General features: G+C 39.7%; 15 protein-coding genes, 3 tRNA genes and 1 pseudogene. 10 read left to right on the plus strand and 9 right to left on the minus strand.

The features are described 5' to 3' along the window. Positions 1–144: 144 nt before the first annotated feature. Complete coding sequence (gene msrA / locus FCN25_RS19755) at positions 145–624, minus strand: peptide-methionine (S)-S-oxide reductase MsrA (RefSeq protein ID WP_137227063.1); 480 nt, start codon at positions 622–624, stop codon at positions 145–147. Positions 625–861: 237 nt separating this feature from the next. On the opposite strand from msrA, the gene astE reads away from it, so the two are divergent. The 5 genes and pseudogenes from astE (at position 862) to nadA (ending at position 6979) form a co-directional block, all read left to right on the plus strand. Further along, positions 862–1893 (plus strand): succinylglutamate desuccinylase, encoded by a 1032-nt coding sequence (gene astE / locus FCN25_RS19760; RefSeq protein ID WP_137227064.1) that lies wholly within the window; start codon positions 862–864, stop codon positions 1891–1893. Positions 1894–2049: 156 nt separating this feature from the next. Then, positions 2050–3228: a thiamine pyrophosphate-dependent dehydrogenase E1 component subunit alpha gene (locus FCN25_RS19765; protein ID WP_137227065.1), complete on the plus strand. Its 1179-nt coding sequence runs from the start codon at positions 2050–2052 to the stop codon at positions 3226–3228. 2 nt (positions 3229–3230) lie between these two features. Further along, complete coding sequence (locus FCN25_RS19770; RefSeq protein ID WP_137227066.1) at positions 3231–4208, plus strand: alpha-ketoacid dehydrogenase subunit beta; 978 nt, start codon at positions 3231–3233, stop codon at positions 4206–4208. A gap of 9 nt (positions 4209–4217) precedes the next feature. Further along, positions 4218–5810, plus strand: a complete 1593-nt coding sequence (locus FCN25_RS19775) for a dihydrolipoyllysine-residue acetyltransferase (protein ID WP_137227067.1) — start codon at positions 4218–4220, stop codon at positions 5808–5810. A gap of 102 nt (positions 5811–5912) precedes the next feature. Next, positions 5913–6979, plus strand: a pseudogene (gene nadA, locus FCN25_RS19780) (quinolinate synthase NadA). Between the two features lie 210 nt (positions 6980–7189). On the opposite strand, the gene gap reads toward nadA, so the two are convergent. Both gap and FCN25_RS19790 read right to left on the minus strand, forming a co-directional pair. Further along, positions 7190–8200 carry a type I glyceraldehyde-3-phosphate dehydrogenase gene (gene gap, locus FCN25_RS19785; RefSeq protein ID WP_137227068.1) on the minus strand — a complete coding sequence of 337 codons (1011 nt, stop codon included), beginning with the start codon at positions 8198–8200 and terminating at the stop codon, positions 7190–7192. A 229-nt stretch (positions 8201–8429) separates the two neighbouring features. Further along, positions 8430–9260 carry a DUF2989 domain-containing protein gene (locus tag FCN25_RS19790; RefSeq protein ID WP_137227069.1) on the minus strand — a complete coding sequence of 277 codons (831 nt, stop codon included), beginning with the start codon at positions 9258–9260 and terminating at the stop codon, positions 8430–8432. Positions 9261–9461: 201 nt separating this feature from the next. Between FCN25_RS19790 and FCN25_RS19795 the strand changes: the two genes are divergently transcribed. From FCN25_RS19795 to FCN25_RS19810, 4 genes are all read left to right on the plus strand, one after another. After that, positions 9462–10898 carry a glyceraldehyde-3-phosphate dehydrogenase gene (locus FCN25_RS19795; protein ID WP_137227070.1) on the plus strand — a complete coding sequence of 479 codons (1437 nt, stop codon included), beginning with the start codon at positions 9462–9464 and terminating at the stop codon, positions 10896–10898. 322 nt (positions 10899–11220) lie between these two features. Next, positions 11221–11296 (plus strand) — tRNA-Gly (locus FCN25_RS19800). 42 nt (positions 11297–11338) lie between these two features. Next, positions 11339–11412 (plus strand) — tRNA-Cys (locus tag FCN25_RS19805). A 49-nt stretch (positions 11413–11461) separates the two neighbouring features. Next, positions 11462–11547, plus strand: a tRNA-Leu gene (locus FCN25_RS19810). A gap of 357 nt (positions 11548–11904) precedes the next feature. Here the strand turns inward: FCN25_RS19810 and FCN25_RS19815 are convergent. The 6 genes from FCN25_RS19815 to betI form a co-directional block, all read right to left on the minus strand. Beyond that, positions 11905–12390: a MarR family winged helix-turn-helix transcriptional regulator gene (locus FCN25_RS19815; protein WP_137227071.1), complete on the minus strand. Its 486-nt coding sequence runs from the start codon at positions 12388–12390 to the stop codon at positions 11905–11907. A gap of 123 nt (positions 12391–12513) precedes the next feature. Then, positions 12514–13221 (minus strand): TorF family putative porin, encoded by a 708-nt coding sequence (locus FCN25_RS19820; RefSeq protein WP_137227494.1) that lies wholly within the window; start codon positions 13219–13221, stop codon positions 12514–12516. 27 nt (positions 13222–13248) lie between these two features. Continuing rightward, entirely contained in the window at positions 13249–14466 is a 1218-nt protein-coding gene (locus tag FCN25_RS19825; RefSeq protein ID WP_137227072.1) for a BCCT family transporter, read from the minus strand. A gap of 231 nt (positions 14467–14697) precedes the next feature. Further along, entirely contained in the window at positions 14698–16392 is a 1695-nt protein-coding gene (gene betA, locus FCN25_RS19830) for a choline dehydrogenase (RefSeq protein WP_254693692.1), read from the minus strand. Positions 16393–16406: 14 nt separating this feature from the next. Further along, positions 16407–17873 carry a betaine-aldehyde dehydrogenase gene (gene betB, locus FCN25_RS19835; RefSeq protein WP_137227073.1) on the minus strand — a complete coding sequence of 489 codons (1467 nt, stop codon included), beginning with the start codon at positions 17871–17873 and terminating at the stop codon, positions 16407–16409. Then, positions 17873–18469 (minus strand): transcriptional regulator BetI, encoded by a 597-nt coding sequence (betI, locus tag FCN25_RS19840; RefSeq protein ID WP_137227074.1) that lies wholly within the window; start codon positions 18467–18469, stop codon positions 17873–17875. The genes betB and betI overlap by 1 nt, the downstream gene beginning before the upstream one ends. A gap of 433 nt (positions 18470–18902) precedes the next feature. On the opposite strand from betI, the gene FCN25_RS19845 reads away from it, so the two are divergent. After that, positions 18903–19106: a hypothetical protein gene (locus FCN25_RS19845; protein ID WP_137227075.1), complete on the plus strand. Its 204-nt coding sequence runs from the start codon at positions 18903–18905 to the stop codon at positions 19104–19106. Positions 19107–19237 lie beyond the last annotated feature (131 nt).

Genomic DNA, 19237 nt, shown 5'->3' on the forward strand with positions numbered 1-19237 from the left:
CATCGGCGGGTAAAGCGAAGTTAAGTGTAGGAAATCGATTGTGGTTATCTATTGTGTAAATAATCCGCTTCAAGCTGAGAGATGTGTTGCATCAACAAGCTTGAAACGGAAATTTGTCATAATAATGATACGGATTAATCCAACTTAGTAAACTAGGTGACAGGTTGGTAAATTATTCTTCTCAAGATAATTTTGATGATATTCCTCAGCAATGTGGAATGTTTGAATCGGTACAATTTCAGTGACAATATGACGTTGTCCCCATTTACCACTGCGTGCTAACGCTAGCTTAGATGTTTCGGCTTGGGCTTTTTGCTGTTTATCATGAAAAAAGATAGTGCTGCGATATTGAGTGCCAATGTCGCCACCCTGCATATTCAACATGGTTGGGTTATGATTTTTCCAAAAAACATCTAATAACTCGTTGTAATTGATAACTTCAGGATCAAATTCAACTTGCACAACTTCGGCATGACCAGTGGTTCCTGTTTTCACTTCTTTATAAGTCAAAGCTGAATCTTTACCGCCCATGTAGCCACATGTAGCGTTTATTACACCGTTAACTTCACGGAAAAAATACTCAACACCCCAAAAACAACCTGCACCAAATGTTGCTAACGCCATGACAAACCCTTAAAACAAATTATAGAAGTCTAGATGGCCGTAATTGTGTTCAATATTTGTTTTTTTTGCAAGTAATGTTTTATTAATAAATAAATCTAACTTATGCCTCCATTAAAAAATATTGTCGCTTATGCTAGAATCCGCTGATAAAAATAGGCATGCAAAATTTGTAAGGTTAAGTGAAGCGCAACAGTAAGATTAATCATGCCATAAAAAAAAGCATTCAAGGAGTTGATAGTGTTATCTAATCCAATTAAAGATAATGATTTTCTAGCTTATACTTTAGCTAATCCAGACAAAATAGACGGCAGTTTCAATTTTATCTTAAGCAATCACACTCGCGTGGATGTGCTTGATACTGGGGTGATTGTGTTCACTCCTAATACCCCATCAACTAAAGACATAGTGTTATCAAGTGCTGTGCACGGCAACGAAACCGCGCCAATAGAAATATGTAATCAATTAATTCATGATCTTTTGAGCGAAAAAATTATCGTTAAACAACGTTGTTTATTTTTAATTGGTAATCCAGCAGCTATTATCAACAAAACTCGTTTTATTGACGAAAACATGAATCGTTTATTTAGCGGCGCGCATTCTAAAGGCGAGGGTTTACGCCATCCAGAGCGTCATCGTGCCAAAGCGTTAGAGCAATACGTGGCAGACTTTTACAATGCCAATAGCGACAATCAACGTATTCATTACGACTTACATACCGCAATACGTGCCTCAAAGCATGAAAAGTTCGCGATTTATCCATACCGCCCAGGTCGTGCTTTCAGTGGCGAGCAAATTATGTTTTTGGCGGCATGTGGCGTTGATACTATGTTGTTTCATCATGAGCCAACGACCACGTTCAGTTATTATTCGTCTGAGCAATTTCAAGCAGATGCTTTCACCGTTGAATTAGGTAAAGTGATGCCATTTGGCCAAAACGATATGAGTCGTTTTATTCAAACTCATACTATGCTTGAAAAGTTAATCACTGAAATCGTGCTAGAAGTACCAGCGTTTGATGCCGCTAGGGTGAACTTATATAAAGTATCGCGCTCTATTAATAAGCACTTTGATGATTTTGAGTTTAGTTTTGCTGGTGATGTAGAAAACTTCAGTGCCTTTAGTCAAGGTGAAGTGTTAGCGACAGAAGGCGGTAATGCCATTACAGTTGAACACCCACAAGAAGCAATCGTATTTCCGAATGCAAATGTGCCTATTGGTCAGCGAACTGTTTTATGTTTAGTACCAGCGTTAAGTGAGAAAATTGAATAGTCGTAAAGCAATATATACATGTTAATCGTGAGTAAAATACGTTTACAGTGAGAGTAAGTATTGATAGGTAGTTTACGTTAACGTAATGTCTACTCGCATAGTATAAATAGAGCCATGTTTATGTTGAACAGGGCTCAACAATAACAAGAGCATAATATGAGCAACGCACCACTGACCAATGAAACAGTGCACCGTGTCAGCTTCTTAGACAAAGCGTCATTGCACATCCCCATTTTGCGTATTTTGCAAGCTGATGGCACCACTTATGAAAATGCGGTTCTACCAGTAATCGATAAGGCTCTGGCCGACAAAATCTTTGATACTTGTGTTTTTACACGAGTATTAGACGAGCGTATGTTGGGTGCGCAGCGTCAAGGACGAATTAGTTTTTACATGACCTGTACTGGTGAAGAAGCCTCAATTATTGGCAGCACAGCAGCGCTTGATAAAGACGACGTCATTTTGGCCCAATATCGTGAGCACGCCTCATTGCGTTATCGTGGTTTTACGACTGAACAATTTATGAATCAAATGTTCAGTAACGAGAAAGATTTAGGTAAAGGTCGTCAAATGCCGATTCATTACGGCAGTCGCGAACTGAATTACCAAACCATTTCATCGCCACTGGCCACTCAAATTCCACAAGCCACAGGTGTTGCCTATGGTATGAAGTTACAAGGCAAACGTAATGTAGCCATTTGTTATTTTGGTGAAGGCGCTGCGTCAGAAGGTGATTTTCATGCCGGTTTAAATATGGCTGCAGTGCTTAAGTCTCCAACCATCTTTTTTTGTCGTAACAATGGTTATGCTATTTCTACTCCTACTGAAGAGCAATATGCCGGAAACGGTATTGCTAGTCGTGGTGTGGGTTATGGGATGCACACTATCCGTGTTGATGGGAATGACATGCTCGCGGTGTTAGCTGCCACACAACAAGCTCGAGCTCATGCACTAGAACATAATGCACCAGTATTAATCGAAGCCATGACTTATCGTTTGGGGGCGCATTCTTCATCAGACGACCCATCGGGATATCGCTCAAAAGAAGAAGAGGCTAAATGGCAACAACACGATCCAGTAAAACGCTTTAAATTGTGGATGGTGAACAAAGATTGGCTGACCGAAGCTGATGAAGCCAAATTATTTGAACGTTATCGCGAAGAGGTTTTAGCCGCGGTAAAAGTGGCTGAAAAGTTACCGATACCGAAACTAGACGAAATTATCGAAGATGTGCTTGATAAGCCGACTCCAGCGTTAAGAAAACAGCTGAAAGAATTGAAAGAACACATCAGTAAGTATCCAAAAGCCTATCCAAAAAGCGCAGGGAGACTCTAACCGTGGCTCAAATGAATATGTTACACGCCATCAATGAGGCGTTATCAATAGCCATGACTGCTGACGAGCGCATGGTGATTTTTGGTGAAGATGTTGGCCACTTTGGTGGTGTATTTCGTGCTACATCAGGCTTGCAAGAGCAGTTCGGTCGTGATCGATGCTTTAATACGCCATTAACTGAACAAGGTATTGCCGGTTTTGCTAATGGTTTAGCATCATATGGCATGACCGCCGTGGCAGAAATTCAATTTGCCGATTATATTTTCCCGGCATTCGATCAAATCGTCAATGAAACAGCAAAATTTCGCTATCGCAGTGGTAATCAATTTGATGTGGGAGGATTAACCTTCCGTACGCCATACGGAGGTGGTATCGCAGGTGGTCATTATCACTCACAATCACCAGAAGCGTATTTTACGCAAACGCCTGGTTTAAAAGTGGTTATTCCGCGCAACCCAGAACAAGCTAAAGGTTTGTTGTTGGCGTCGATTCGCGACCCTAACCCAGTTATTTTCTTTGAACCTAAGCGTTTGTATAGAGCTTCTGTTGGCGAAGTTCCCGCTGGAGACTACATTATCGAGTTAGGCAAAGCACAAGTCATCAAGCAGGGCAGTGATATCACGGTATTGGCTTGGGGCGCGCAAATGGAAGTGGTTGAGAAAGCCTGTGAACGTGCCGAAAAAGAAGGTATTTCATGTGAAATTATTGATTTACGCACCATATCTCCTTGGGATGTCGAGACTATTGCAAAATCCGTGACTAAAACGGGTCGCTTGTTAATAAACCATGAAGCACCATTAACGGGTGGCTTTGCCGGTGAAATTGCGGCTACCATCCAACAAGAATGTTTTCTGTCGTTGGAATCACCCATCAACCGCGTATGTGGATTAGATACTCCGTATCCATTAATTCACGAAAAAGAATACATGCCAGATGAGTTAAAGACCTTCGAAGCCATCAAGGCCACTGTGGCGTATTAGGAATAAGATATGATTAAAGATTTTATTTTACCCGACATCGGCGAAGGTGTTGTTGAGTGTGAATTGGTTGATTGGTTGGTCAGCGAAGGCGACTTTGTTACCGAAGATCAACCCATTGCTGATGTAATGACAGATAAAGCGTTAGTTCAAATACCGGCGCCCCATGCTGGAAAAATTACCAAGCTTTATTACGCGAAAGGCGAGATTGCCATTGTTCATCAGCCATTGTATGCAGTAGAAATGGAAGGTGAAGGTACTGACAGCGTTGCTGAAACGCCAGTAGCAGCCATGACACCGGTTAACGACACATCGATGCATCATACTGATACTATTGATGTGCCAACGAGCAATAAATCAAACATAGAAGAATTTTTATTGCCAGACATTGGTGAAGGCATTGTTGAATGTGAATTGGTTGATTGGTTAGTTGAAGAAGGCGATATAGTGGTTGAAGACCAGCCTATTGCTGATGTGATGACTGATAAAGCACTCGTGCAAATTCCGGCAATGAAAGCCGGTAAAATTGTTAAATTGCACTACCGTAAAGGCCAGTTGGCAAAAGTGCACTCGCCATTATTTTCTATTGAAGTAGAAGCTCAGAGTCATGATCAAGCTGTTACCGTTGAACTTACCACTCAAGCTCAAACTGCTCATCCCCAAGAAAACATTGAACCAGTCGCCCAAGGTAAGGCATTAGCCAGTCCTGCAGTACGCCGCATGGCACGAGTGCTCGATATTAATATTGCGATGGTTGTGGGTACTGGAAAAAATGGACGTGTTTACAAAGAGGACATTGAACGCCATCAACAAAATGGAGTTTCAGTCTCAACAGCACCAACGGTGACAACCTCAACCGCCATTACGGCGACTGAAGTAACCACTGTTAGTCAATCAAGTGCTGATAGAGTCGAACCAATCAAAGGTGTGAAAGCCATTATGGCAAAAATGATGGTTGAGTCGGTAACGACTATCCCTCATTTTACTTATTGTGAAGAGTTTGATTTAACCGAACTGGTTGCCTTGCGTGAAAGCATGAAACAACGTTATTCAACTGACGAAGTAAAACTCACCATGATGCCATTCTTCATGAAGGCCATGTCGTTAGCCATTACCGAATTCCCAATATTGAACAGCCAACCCAATACCGATTGTACCGAGTTAACGTACAAGTCACGTCATAATATTGGTATGGCAGTCGACTCTAAAGTCGGTTTATTGGTGCCAAATGTTAAAGATGTGCAGAATAAATCAATTTTAGAAATTGCAGCCGATATTACCCGATTGACCGTCGCAGCACGCAGTGGTCGGGTATCGCCAGCTGATTTAAAAGATGGCACTATTTCGATTTCTAATATTGGTGCACTAGGTGGCACGGTGGCAACGCCGATCATTAACAAGCCCGAAGTCGCGATTGTTGCGTTAGGTAAGTTACAAATATTGCCACGTTTTAATGCTAAAGGTGAAGTTGAAGCACGTAAGATCATGCAAGTAAGTTGGTCTGGCGATCATCGAGTGATCGACGGTGGTACGATTGCCCGTTTTTGTAATCTGTGGAAACACTACCTAGAACAACCGCAAGAAATGCTTTTAGCCATGCGTTAATGATGATTAATCTATCTTATCCAAAAGGACGCTAACGCGTCCTTTTGTTTTTAGAATGTTTTTCGTATAATACTCGGACAATGTTATTCGATTGGAACTTGTATGAGTCTGTCGGCACCTAAAATTGAAACTATTGAGTATTCGTTTCCGCCAAAACCTGCCGTGTTGTCTGACGCTGAAAAAGCACAATATAAAGCACGTATTAAACAGTTATTGATTGATCAAAATGCGGTTCTTGTTGCCCATTATTATACTGATCCTGAAATTCAAGCGTTAGCTGAAGAGACGGGGGGTGTGTTTCTGATTCTCTGGAAATGGCACGTTTTGGTCGCGATCACCCTGCAAAAACATTAATTGTCGCGGGGGTCAAGTTTATGGGCGAAACCGCTAAAATATTAAGCCCTGAAAAAACCATTTTAATGCCAACACTTGAAGCAACCTGTTCATTAGATTTAGGTTGTCCGATTGAGCAATTCAATGAATTTTGCGATGCGCATCCAGATCATACTGTTGTGGTATATGCCAATACTTCAGCAGCTGTGAAAGCTCGTGCTGATTGGGTAGTCACTTCAAGTATTGCTTTAGAAATTGTAGAGCATCTCGATAGCCAAGATAAACAAATTATCTGGGCACCTGATCGCCATTTAGGTTCATATATCAACAAACAAACCGGCGCTGACATGTTGTTATGGCAGGGTGAGTGTATTGTACATGATGAATTCCAAGCCAAAGGATTACGAGAGCTTAAAAAACAATATCCTACAGCGGCGATTTTAGTACATCCAGAATCACCCGCGAGTGTTGTTGAACTGGCTGATGTTGTAGGTTCAACCAGTCAGTTAATCAAAGCCGCACATAACATGACTAACGACACTTTCATTGTCGCTACCGACCGCGGTATTTTTTATAAAATGCAGCAAGAAGCTCCAGGCAAAACGTTACTGTCAGCACCAACTGGCGGGCACGGTGCCACATGCAGTAGCTGTGCACATTGTCCTTGGATGGCCCTGAATGGTTTGCAAGCGATTGAAGCATCATTGGTCAATGCTGATAAAACTCAACATGAAATCTTTGTTGACGAACCACTGCGTATCAAAGCGCTCATTCCACTCACACGTATGCTCGATTTTGCCAAAGAATTAAACATGAATGTGAAGGGCAACGCATAAACGAATAGCGTTGAACTTGTATTAAAGATTAAAAAGCCGACTTTATGTCGGTTTTTTTTGTTGGCTGTTTGTGCATGAAGTTCAGAATGCCGATGTGTTAATCAAATACGTTTGCTTTATTAATTTATCCTGCTAGTAACAAAAAGCCCCGCATAAATGCGAGGCCCTTAAGCTAACAATTCTATCAAGTATTAAATAATACCTTGTAGATTACTTAGCGTTCATTAGTGCAACAGCATTGTCTAACATGCGGTTACTGAAACCCCATTCGTTGTCATACCAAGACATGACTTTCACTAAACGACCATTAACACGCGTTTGCGTTGCGTCGAAATTAGAAGAGAAGTGATTATGGTTAAAGTCGACAGAGACTAACGGCTCTAAATTAATCGCTAACACTTCAGACATTGGAGATTTTAAAGATGCACGAGTGATGATGGCATTAACTTCTTCAATAGTAGTATCGCGAGACGCTAAGAAAGTTAAGTCAACCAAAGACACATTAATCGTTGGGACACGTACCGCTAAGCCGTCAAACTTCCCTTGAAGCTCAGGAACCACCAAGCCTACTGCAGCAGCTGCACCCGTCTTGGTTGGGATCATTGACATTGCTGCTGCGCGAGCACGACGTACATCTGTATGATATACGTCAGATAAACGTTGATCATTTGTGTAAGAATGAATTGTAGTCATTAAACCTGACTCGATACCAAGTTCATCATTCAACGGCTTAGCAATAGGAGCTAAGCAGTTAGTCGTACACGATGCTGCTGAAATTACGGTCATGTCTGAAGTTAATACATTATCATTTACACCAAAAACGATCGTAGCATCAACATTCTTGCCTGGTGCAGAAATAATAACTTTCTTAGCGCCAGCAGAAAGATGTGGCTTTACCGCTTCCTTAGAAGTGAATAGACCAGTACATTCAAAAACAACATCAACTTTTAGTTCAGCCCATGGTAATTTTGATGGGTCACGTTCTTGGAACGTTAATATTTTGTCACCATTTACATAGATAGCTTCATCATCGTGATCAACTTTAGCGTTGAAACGACCGTGAACAGTATCATACTTGGTTAAATGGGCATTAATTGCCGCATCACCTAAGTCGTTTACTGCTACGATTTCGATTGGAAGATCTTTATCGCTTTCATAAAGTGCACGTAAAATATTTCTACCGATACGGCCATAGCCGTTAATTGCAACACGGATAGTCATCTCATATCCCTCAAGTTAAAAAATAATTTGGTGGCATGTAGTTCGCCTAGTTGTAAAATTACCAAATTGGCGATAATAATCAAGTTAAATCACCCTAACATGCCAAATTAGGCTGATAATTTTGGAATATTTTTACATTTAGCCTATTTTTTAGATAATTAAGCACGGTTTTGTAAGTTCAATAAAGTTAATCAAACTACAAGAACTAACTAAAATGTCAGGTTGTCATTTATTTTAATAATGTTTCACTTTCACTATTAGCAAATTGTTTACTCATGACTGCCGAGACTAGTTCAACTGCTTGGCCGTCTAGAATTAATGCAAGTGCCCGATCCCCTTTAATGAGAGCCAATAATTTATTTTCATTAACTTGATTCTCACTGATCAGTAAATTAGCCCTTGTTAACAAGTATTCTTTTTCTTCATTTTGTTGCTGCCGATATATAGAAGCTAAAGCCAAAAACCAATCAGGATCGATTTTTTCTGGCTCTGTTGTCGCTAGCAAATGTAAATAAAGTTTTTTGGAATCTTGGGGTGATACACGCACATAATAAGCTGCTAACTGAGTGATGATTTCATTATCGATGAGCATACCTTGTTTATAGGTATCTTCTACAATCGCTAATCCGGCTTGGTCATTGAAACGTATCCAACGATAGAAGGCTAAATGCACTTCATTGTTAGTTTTAGTAGACTCTTGTAGCTCCGCAAGTGTCTGTGTACTCACAGCAAATGCACGTTCGCGATCAAGAGTTCGATAAGTATTCACTTTATGTTGAACCCCAGCGGCAAGTCGAATGCAATCGCTATATGTTTCAAGATAAACAAGCTGTTTATAAAGTTGCTTGCCTGTTGGCTTATCTACCTTCTTTAATTGGTAACGATGTCGAATCAAATTGCCTTTTTCGAACCTACACCAACTATCTTTGTGTAAATCGGCACAAAGTTCAGGATTATTTTTACAAATGATGTCGCTATTACGGTCATTATCGCAGCCAAAAAGGCCAAATATTGCTACAAAAATGGTAAATGATGTAATTAATACAAAATTACGGCTCAAATTCGACTCCAATAGGTAAATTGTCTAATAAAATTACACATTTACCGAAAATTAGTTACTGGCGAAAATGCTAATATTTTATTACAATGTCGGCGACCAAGCAGGGGACATCCCTATACAATATACTAAATTATTGGTCTTTTCTTTTTTGTTACTCAACCTTTCTGAAAAAAATAGAAAAGTGAGATAAAGGATCCCTACATGAGCGCAGATAAACATTTACAAAGCTGGCAAGAACGTTTCGAAATGGCTGAAGCAATGCAACCATTGCTTGGCAAATTGTATCGTAATCAAGGTATAGAAGTCGTGGTGTATGGTAAACCACTGCTTAACGCATCAACCATCGAAATCATTAAGTCGCACCGTTTAGTTCGTCGACATGTTGGTGAAAAATTACGTCTTCGTGAAAGTTTCCCATTTGTTGTGGCACTAAGTAAATTGGCCATTAAACATTGTAAAGTAGATATTGGTAAATTAGCGATTAACTACTGGCGTGACAATAAAGACGCAAGCGGTATTGAAGCTTATATGGCCAAGGAATTGTCTGAAGCAATTAATCATGGCGATGATACTCCAGCCCGTGACGTTGTTCTTTATGGCTTTGGTCGTATCGGTCGCTTATTAGCGCGCTTGTTAATTGAACGTACTGGTAAAAGCAACAAATTACGTTTACGTGCCATTGTATTACGCGGTGGTAAAAAAGGCGATTTAGAAAAACGCGCCAGTTTATTGCGTCGTGATTCAGTACATGGTCCCTTTAATGGTTCTGTTGAAGTTGATGAAGAAAACAATGCCATTATTGCCAATGGTACTTATATCCAAATCATTTATTCAAATTCACCAGATGAAGTAGATTACACTCAGTATGATATTAATGATGCGTTAATTGTTGACAATACTGGTATTTGGAAAGATGAAGCAGGTTTAGGTTTACATCTTAAAAGCCCTGGAGCTTCAAAAGTATTGTTAACAGCACCTGCGAAAGGTGCTATTAAAAATATCGTATACGGTGTTAACGAAAACGATATTCTGGATGAAGATACTATCGTATCTGCGGCGAGTTGTACTACTAACGCAATTACTCCAGTATTGAAAGCGGTTAACGACAAATATGGTATTGAGAATGGTCACGTTGAAACCATTCATTCCTATACCAATGATCAAAACCTAATTGATAACTATCACAGTGCTGATCGTCGTGGTCGCAGCGCACCATTAAATATGGTCATTACCGAAACAGGTGCCGCTAAAGCTGTTGCTAAGGCATTACCGGTATTAGCCGGTAAGTTAACTGGCAACGCTATTCGCGTTCCTACACCTAACGTTTCTATGGCAATCATTAGTGTTAATTTACAAGCTGAAACGAATCGTGATGAGCTAAATGAATACTTAAAAGACGTGGCATTACAGTCCGGATTACAAAATCAAATCGACTTTACGGAGTCAACAGAAATTGTATCTAGTGACCTAGTTGGTTCGCGTTATGCTGGAGTAGTTGATTCACAGGCAACTATTGCCGACGGTAAACGCGCCATTTTATATGTATGGTATGACAATGAATTTGGTTATAGCTGTCAGGTCGTAGGCGTTATGCAAAAAATGCTTGGGTTAACTACATTATCTTTGCCTAATAGTTAATCTACTTATTGTTGAGGCATATAAAAGGCATCTCTTTTGAGATGCTTTTTTATTGGTTAATGACATAAGTTTAGCTATTCATTTAAGCATCATTTAATTTTTTTAAGCATCATTTAATTTTTCCGCGTAGTTTGTCGAATACATTTAATCACAAATTGTTAAAAATGCATCCTAGTGTTTATTTATGCACCAAACAGCTATTTTGTTGTTAAAATCCGGCCTTTATTGATTGACTATCGGGGCTAAATCGGTAAAATGCCATTCCGCAGTCAAGGGAATCACTTTTCTGCAGATTTAATAAAGCATTAAAACGATTGAAAACGCGACATTAGCTCAGTTGGTAGAGCGATACCTTGCCAAGGTATAGGTCATCGGTTCGAACCCGATATGTCGCTCCAATTTCTTATCTTATCCGATAGACTAGAATTTGGTTAAAGCATGGCGCGATGGCAGAATGGCTATGCTACGGATTGCAAATCCGTCGATCTCGGTTCGACTCCGGGTCGCGCCTCCACAAAATTGCTTTTGATGGTTACATTTAGTAACGGTTAAAACAACACTTTGCCCGAGTGGTGGAATCGGTAGACACAAGGGATTTAAAATCCCTCGCTGAATAAGCGTGCCGGTTCAAGTCCGGCCTCGGGTACCATTATTTATCGTAAGAAATTACATACGTAACTCTTTGTAATGAAGAATGGTATAAAAAAGCCTCAACATTAGTTGAGGCTTTTTTACGTCAGTAATTTGTGAATTAGATTAAGATTTAACCTTTACCACTCATATAGTACATAAGGCATATCACTTTTTATTATTAAGAGTTATCCGGTATTAAGTAGAATATTATACGTCATTGAATTTTTGAGCTTTATAGGACTGAAAGAGTGCAGATAGGTCGTTGAACTGAACTCATAATAACAGTTGAGTGAAGACAGGCTTGATTGAGAATAAAACATAACGTGAGAGTAGGATAAATTTTACTCATCACGTTATGAATATAGAAGGGGAGTTATTGAGATTGATCTTCAACTTGGATTTGACCTACTAGTAAAACCGGTGCAGCATCAATTTCATCGGCATCCATCATAGTGGCAATCCGTTCAACGGCAGACAATAGTTGACTTTGCTCCCACTCTTCAAGATTTTGATAACGCATAATAAAATGCTCTTGTAGTGGTTTAGGTGCGCTATTTAATAATGTTTTACCAGCGTCACTTAATGATAGGTGAACTTTACGCTTGTCGGTTTCACTGCGAGTTCTAATCACCATATTGCGATTTTCGAGTCGATCAATAATGGTCGTTACAGTCGCCGCACTTAAATTAATCTCTTGCGCTATTTGTTTAGCCAGTGGCGCGTCAAGTTGATCAATTTTCTGTATAACCATTAATTGCGGTCCAGTAAGACCTGATAATTTATTTAATTGGCGCGAGTGTATATCAATGGCTCTAATGACCCGACGCAATGATATTAATAGTTGCTCGTATTTTTCCATAATCCCCTCATAATTCATCACGCACCATAACAGAAATCAGCTTCTGACTCATGTCGAATATAAAAAAAACAGAATAATGTTGATAACATTATTCTGTTTAGTGATTTTATCGACAATTGTAGCTTACAAACTGAACGTTCGCGACACAGATAATACTGCTCGAGTATCACTAGTATCTAAGTCCATGCTGGTATCTTCAACGGCTAGGTTAAAGTCAAAACCTTCCCAGCTCGTCATATATTCAGCACGGTAATGGTTGTAAGACTTATCGCCGTCCCAGTTCCACTTGTTTTTATCTTCTGATGTTGAACGGTCAAAGCTAACACGAATATCGTGACCTTCAGCAATAGCAAAAGTGTGAGCAACCATCATGATGTAATGGTCAGCATCAAGACCAAAGTAGTCCCATGAATACCAAAAATTTAATTCACTTTGACCAAGCGAAGAAGCATAACCAAACTTGGAGTATATCTCAGGGTAGTAATAGTCATCTGAGGCATCATCACCATGATAAGTATAATACGCGATACCCACATCGACAGAAACTCTGTCTGTTAGCTCAATATATTTACCTGCGTAAAAATCAAGTTCTAACCAAGTATCATCAGCACTACCAAAATCAACATTAGATGCCCAAGCACCTACATACCAACCATTATCAACAGCATAGTCAAGGCTGGCTTGTAATGCAGGATCATTATCCGTTTGGCTAACCCCATTAAAGGTATAGTCAGAAGTGGCATTAATCGTGGTGCTTAATTCACCTGCCATTACTGTCGTCGGTAAAGCAAATAAGCTGAGTAATGCTAATTTTTTTATTGTGGTATTCATCATTATTCCTTGAGTCATTATTGTTTTTTAGTCTGCTAATTCGATTTTAGTAAAATCGATTTTATTTTCTTTTGGTGAACGCTCTATGTCGCTCACAGTATGGAAATGCGATTTTAATATGTAAACGAAACAACTTATTATTAGGGCGATAGCTAATGCGCCAACCCACTGAATTTGTAAGAAATCTAGTTTAAAGAGCATCGTTAATGCACTCAATAAAACAATATTACCTATGATGTATTTAGTTTTGCCGAAACGTTTTACGGTTATATCTAAATTATCTGTGTATAAACGCACTAGTGAGTCCAGCGAGTTAATTACAAATGTAATACCAACAATCACCATGGCAAGGTTATAGAAGCCTGTGGTATCAATGCCGTTTAAGCTGTAGTAGTACAGAACCGTGAACCAAATAGCGATTGGAATTGAAGGGAACACCATCATAGCAATTAGTACTTGATAGGTTTTCATACCACCCACAAAACGTGCGGTAAATTGGCCTATCATAATGCTCCATGCAAACCACCAAAATAAGTAAAACTCATGGTAATCATTAATAGGTAACACAAAGTTATTAATATTTTCGAAGTAGTCACCAATTAATGCAAAGGTTGTAAAAAACTCACCAACACTAGAGTTATCGGATAAAAATGCGCCTGACCACATAATGGCGATTAATCCTAGGAACAACCACGTACTGCCTAAGCTAAGGTAGCGAACATATCGAATACTGGTACTTGAATACACGGCTGCGGCAATCACCAAAAATACAATTAAATAGAAACTGCTAACAACGGATTCGCCATCACCTAATTCTGGTAAATACCAAGGTAAATTAGTGAGTAATAAATAAGCGGTAAAGGCACAAGTACCAATAATAACCACGTTATTAATAAACTTAATTAATGGAATTTCAAAATACTTAACTCTTGGTTCAATGACACAAAAGTAGAAGCAGGTTAAAAAGTAAAAAGCCCAAATTAAGCAGGCCCAAAAACCAAATTCAATAGCCAATGGATTACTAAATCCATATTCTGGACTTGCTACCAAATCGGCATATCCAGCGAACTCTGTTAATGGAAACATGATTAAGCCAACATCAAGTCCAGAAGTGAACAAAATGGCAATAAAAGTAAATCTATGCACGGGTGTGACACCAATACATTGCATGTTACCCCAACGATAAATAACAAATGCGATAGCGACAAATGTAAATAAAATGCCGATTGATAACCAGGTAGCCATTATTGAACTCCTGAACTAATAGTGTGTGAAAACATAATGTTAATTCCTTGTTTTATGTTATTTAATGCCATAGAACAATTTTTAAAGGCAGTACGCCCTCAGGCCTTAAGTATCGTGTTGACGATAGTTAAACCCTGATAGATTGAACTTGGCTATATTGGCCATTTACTGAATGAAGGTTGGTCATCAACCTATTGCCGATGTGTGTTGATGCACATCGACTAATACCTATTAATCAACTTGTCTTTTGGGTGTTTGCAATCGTTGTGTTGTTTGCCATTGCTCGGCAATAGTCACTTTTGCCATATTGGGTTCTAGTGTTTTGTTACCCAGAATAATATCGGCAGCGCGTTCGGCGACCATAATGGTAGGTGAATTCAAATTACCATTAGGAATAGTCGGGAAAATAGACGAGTCAACCACTCGTAATCCATTAATACCGTGAACCTTGGTTTCAGAATCAACTACAGCCATTTCATCTTCGCCCATTTTGCAAGAGCAAGAAGGATGGTAAGCACTTTCTACTGTGCTTCTGACAAAGCGGTCAATTTCTTCATCAGTTTGTATTGCTAGGCCAGGTTGAATTTCTTCACCACGATAGTCATCTAAACCCGATTGATTAATAATTTCACGGGTGAGACGAACACAAGCTCTAAAACCTTCAATATCATCTTGGTGCGATAAATAATTGAACTGAATTTGAGGCGCTATCTTAGGATCATTTGATACGACAGTTATGGCGCCACGGCTTTTAGGTTTATTGTGGCCAATATGAACTTGGAAACCATGGCCAGCAAATGCTTCTTTACCGTCGTAACGCATAGCGGCAGGTAGAAAGTGATACTGCAGATCAGGCCACTCTAAACCGGCCTTTGAACGGATAAATCCACACGATTCAAAATGGTTAGTTGCGCCCAAACCTGATTTATTTAAAATCCAGCGAGCGCCAATAAACAATTTGTTTAATGGATCAATTTTACCATTCAGCGAAATCGGCTTTAAGCATTTAAATTGGAAATAAAACTCTAAATGGTCTTGCAGATTCTGACCGACACCGGGTAATTGATGTACTTGCTCAATACCTGCGGTTGCCAACGTTGTTGCTTCACCTATACCCGACAGCTGTAGAATATGTGGTGAACCAATTGAACCTGCTGATAAAATCACTTCTTTATTGCAGTTAATATCAATTAACTCACCTTTGCGTTCGTAACGCACGCCGACAGCCGTTTTACCCTGCATGATAACCTTGTGCACTAAAGCGTGGGTTACTACCGTTAGATTAGGACGTTTCATGGCTGGGCGAAGATAGGCATTAGCTGTGGACCAACGCACGCCATTTTTAACTGTCATGTGCATTGGGCCAAAGCCTTCTTGCTGACTGGCATTGTAATCATCAGTGGCTAAATAGCCGGCATCGACACCAGCATCAACAAAAGCTTGATACAACGGGTTTTTCATTTCATTGCCGTTATTTACCGCTAATGGTCCTTGGTCGCCTCGATACTCATTACCGCCCAGATACCAGGTTTCTGCTTTTTTAAAATAAGGAAGACAATTAGCGTAATCCCAATTTTTTGCGCCTTGTTGTTGCCATTCGTCAAAATCGCGAGCATGACCACGCACGTAAACCATGCCATTAATTGATGATGAGCCGCCTAATACCTTACCGCGAGGGCAATGCATACGACGATTATCTAAATGTGGTTCGGCCTGCGTTTCAAACTGCCAAGCATACTTTTTAGTATTCATTGGAATTGATAGTGCGGTAGGCATTTGAATAAAAATGCTCTTGTCGCTTCCACCCGTTTCAAGTATTAATACTTTATTATCTGGGTTTTCCGTTAAGCGGTTGGCTAATACACAACCTGCGCTACCGGCACCAACAATAATATAATCGTATTCATGAGACATTTGCTTAGACATTAATTGGGTCACTCCTAAAATGGGCTTTCAAGTGACTGCATGCCAACGTAAACCGCTTTGATTTGCGTGTATGCTTTTAATGTTTCTGAGCCATTTTCACGACCAATACCAGACATCTTGTAACCACCAACCGGCATTTCTGCAGGAGAGGCACCATAAGCATTTATCCAGCAAATACCCGCTTGCATTTGATGAATAACTCGATGTGCGCGGGTAATGTCTTGAGTAAATACACCCGCCGCTAAACCTAGGTGAGTACTATTGGCACGTTCAATAACTTCATCTTCATCTGTAAAGGTAAAGACAGACATCACTGGGCCAAATATTTCTTCTTTCGAAATCGTCATCTCATCAGTGCAATCGGTAAATACCGTAGGAGCAACAAAGAAACCATTCGGTGCATTGTCAGGTGTTAATGCTGTCCCGCCTGTTAATAAGGTGGCACCTTCTTTTTTACCGATTTCAATATAGTCGAGTACTTTTTGTTGATGGTCACGTGAAATTAATGCACCAAAATTGGTGTCAGGGTGCATTGGATCGCCACAAACTATGTTTTGCTCAGTACGTTCTTTTAAGCGTTGGATAAACCGTGGATAAATATCTTGTTGTACAAACACGCGAGTACCGTTGGTACACACTTCACCTTGAGTATAGAAATTAGCTAACATTGCTGCTGACACTGCATTTTCTACGTCGGCATCGTTAAAGATAATCAATGGCGATTTTCCGCCCAACTCCATAGTCACTTCTTTAAGTGAACCTGCAGCAGCGGCCATCACTTTTTTACCTGTACCGACTTCGCCAGTAAATGACACTTTAGCGATATCTTCATTGGTGGTTAACCATGCGCCAACTCTACCGTCACCTTGAACTACGTTAAACACGCCATCTGGTACACCGGCCTGAGTGAATATTTCAGCTAAACGCATTGCGCCACGAGGTGTTTCTTCTGAAGGTTTAAAAATCATTACGTTGCCGCAAGCAAGTGCAGGGGCTGCTTTCCAACAAGCAATTTGTAACGGGTAGTTCCATGCGCCAATACCAGCACAAATACCTAATGGTTCGCGGCGAGTATAATAAAAGTCCGCGCCTACAGGCTGTTGATTACCTTCAATACTTGGTGCTAGTCCAGCAAAAAACTCAATAGAGTCGGCGCCAGTAACAATATCGACAACCGAGGCTTCTTGCCATGGTTTACCAGTATCTAAGACTTCACCTGCAGCAAGGTCATCATTTTGTTCACGAAGTAGGGCAACGGCTTTAAGTAAAATACGGCTACGTTCTATCGGCATCATTGCAGACCAAATAGCAAATCCTGTTTTAGCACTTTCAATTGCAGCTTGCTGTACCGATTCAGTTGCTACTTCAACTAAATAACTCACATTTCCAGTAGCAGGGTTGATCACTTCAAATGTCTCACCAGTACCATTTGCTAGGTATTTGCCATGAACATAATTTTGATAAATAACTTTTGACGACATTAATGAACTCCGTTTTGCACGATCACAGCCTTGATAAAGGCTTTAGATAAAATTTGGGCTTGTTTAAAATCTTCATTAGGGTTGGTACTCAGCGCACTGCGTAACCAAAAACCATCAATCATTGCTGCCGTTTGTTTAGCGGCATTGATAGCGTCGATTTTGGGTAATAATTGTTTAAATGAAAAAAGCAGGTTGCTGTATAACCGCTGACTATTAATATTTTGTAGTCTTGCTAATCCAGGATCGTGCATCGCTTGAGACCAGAAGCTTAACCATGTTTTTGTTGCGGCAGTTGAGCGTTGTAATTCAGTAAAGTTTGCTTCCACAATCATTGAAAGCCGTTCAAATGGGGTTAATGTTTTGCCTGACGTTCTCGTCAGTAATGCTTGCTTCAATTCTTCTAATAAGAATTTCTGCGTGGCTTCAATTAACCCTTGTTTACCACCAAAATAGTGGCTAATAATTCCTGATGACATTCCAGCTAATCCACTAATGGTATTAATTGTGGTGTTCTGTAACCCATGACGTTCGACAGACATTAACGTGGCATCTATCAGCTGTTGTTGTCTGACGTTTTTCATTATAGGTCTTGACATAAAGGGGTCCTGTTATCAGTCTTAAGAGTTGTTAATTGAACGCTCAATTAATAACAATACTAATGATTAGTGCTGTAACTATCAAGAAATATGTTGATTTAGATCACATATCTAAGTGTGTTAGATGAGATGTTAATCGAGAGATTACCTGTAACATGCTGTTAATATTCTTTATATCTGTATTGCCAATAACGAGGCAATATCTTGTTTAAAATAAAAGATTTTACCTGTAATAATTATAGCTACAGTTATTTTTGGTTTTATTTTAAGTGGTTAGTCGATTATTTGTACAGATTTTAAGTCGAGTTATCCTATATTGTTATGCTTGTGACATCTGTTGATGTGTCGAGTTTTTATGCTTAGATGATTGACTGAACAAGTTCCAAAGTTGACAATGATCTAATAATCAGATGACAGGTAAAGAGGGACATAGATGGATGCAGCTATGATTATGTGGAGTGTATTATTTGGTGCTATTGGCATGGGTTATTTTGTGTTTGGTAAACGGCAACGTGCAATTGTCCCTTTGTGTATTGGAATGGCGTTAATTATATTTCCCTATTTTGTTGCCAGTGTCACCAGTTTATTGATCATAGGTGTCATCTTAATTGCAATTCCATATTTTATTCGTATCTAGTCATGATCGTTAATCCCTTAGCATGACATTACTGATTGTTTTAGTGTGAAACAAAAAATGCCAATCAGGTAACTGACTGGCATTTTGTTTTATTATCTTAATTAATGCTTACACCGCGACAAATTAGCCAA

The organism is Shewanella sp. MEBiC00475, from assembly GCF_005234075.1.
In the GTDB taxonomy this organism is placed as follows: Bacteria; Pseudomonadota; Gammaproteobacteria; order Enterobacterales; family Shewanellaceae; genus Shewanella; species Shewanella polaris.

Excerpts from the sequence above, each read along its gene's own strand:
- msrA (WP_137227063.1), bottom strand. The coding sequence starts at position 624 with ATGGCGTTAGCAACATTTGGTGCAGGTTGTTTTTGGGGTGTTGAGTAT.
- FCN25_RS19765 (WP_137227065.1), top strand. The coding sequence starts at position 2,050 with ATGAGCAACGCACCACTGACCAATGAAACAGTGCACCGTGTCAGCTTC.
- FCN25_RS19775 (WP_137227067.1), top strand. The coding sequence starts at position 4,218 with ATGATTAAAGATTTTATTTTACCCGACATCGGCGAAGGTGTTGTTGAG.
- gap (WP_137227068.1), bottom strand. The coding sequence starts at position 8,200 with ATGACTATCCGTGTTGCAATTAACGGCTATGGCCGTATCGGTAGAAAT.
- FCN25_RS19795 (WP_137227070.1), top strand. The coding sequence starts at position 9,462 with ATGAGCGCAGATAAACATTTACAAAGCTGGCAAGAACGTTTCGAAATG.
- FCN25_RS19815 (WP_137227071.1), bottom strand. The coding sequence starts at position 12,390 with ATGGAAAAATACGAGCAACTATTAATATCATTGCGTCGGGTCATTAGA.
- FCN25_RS19820 (WP_137227494.1), bottom strand. The coding sequence starts at position 13,221 with ATGAATACCACAATAAAAAAATTAGCATTACTCAGCTTATTTGCTTTA.
- FCN25_RS19825 (WP_137227072.1), bottom strand. The coding sequence starts at position 14,466 with ATGGCTACCTGGTTATCAATCGGCATTTTATTTACATTTGTCGCTATC.
- betA (WP_254693692.1), bottom strand. The coding sequence starts at position 16,392 with ATGTCTAAGCAAATGTCTCATGAATACGATTATATTATTGTTGGTGCC.
- betB (WP_137227073.1), bottom strand. The coding sequence starts at position 17,873 with ATGTCGTCAAAAGTTATTTATCAAAATTATGTTCATGGCAAATACCTA.
- betI (WP_137227074.1), bottom strand. The coding sequence starts at position 18,469 with ATGTCAAGACCTATAATGAAAAACGTCAGACAACAACAGCTGATAGAT.
- FCN25_RS19845 (WP_137227075.1), top strand. The coding sequence starts at position 18,903 with ATGGATGCAGCTATGATTATGTGGAGTGTATTATTTGGTGCTATTGGC.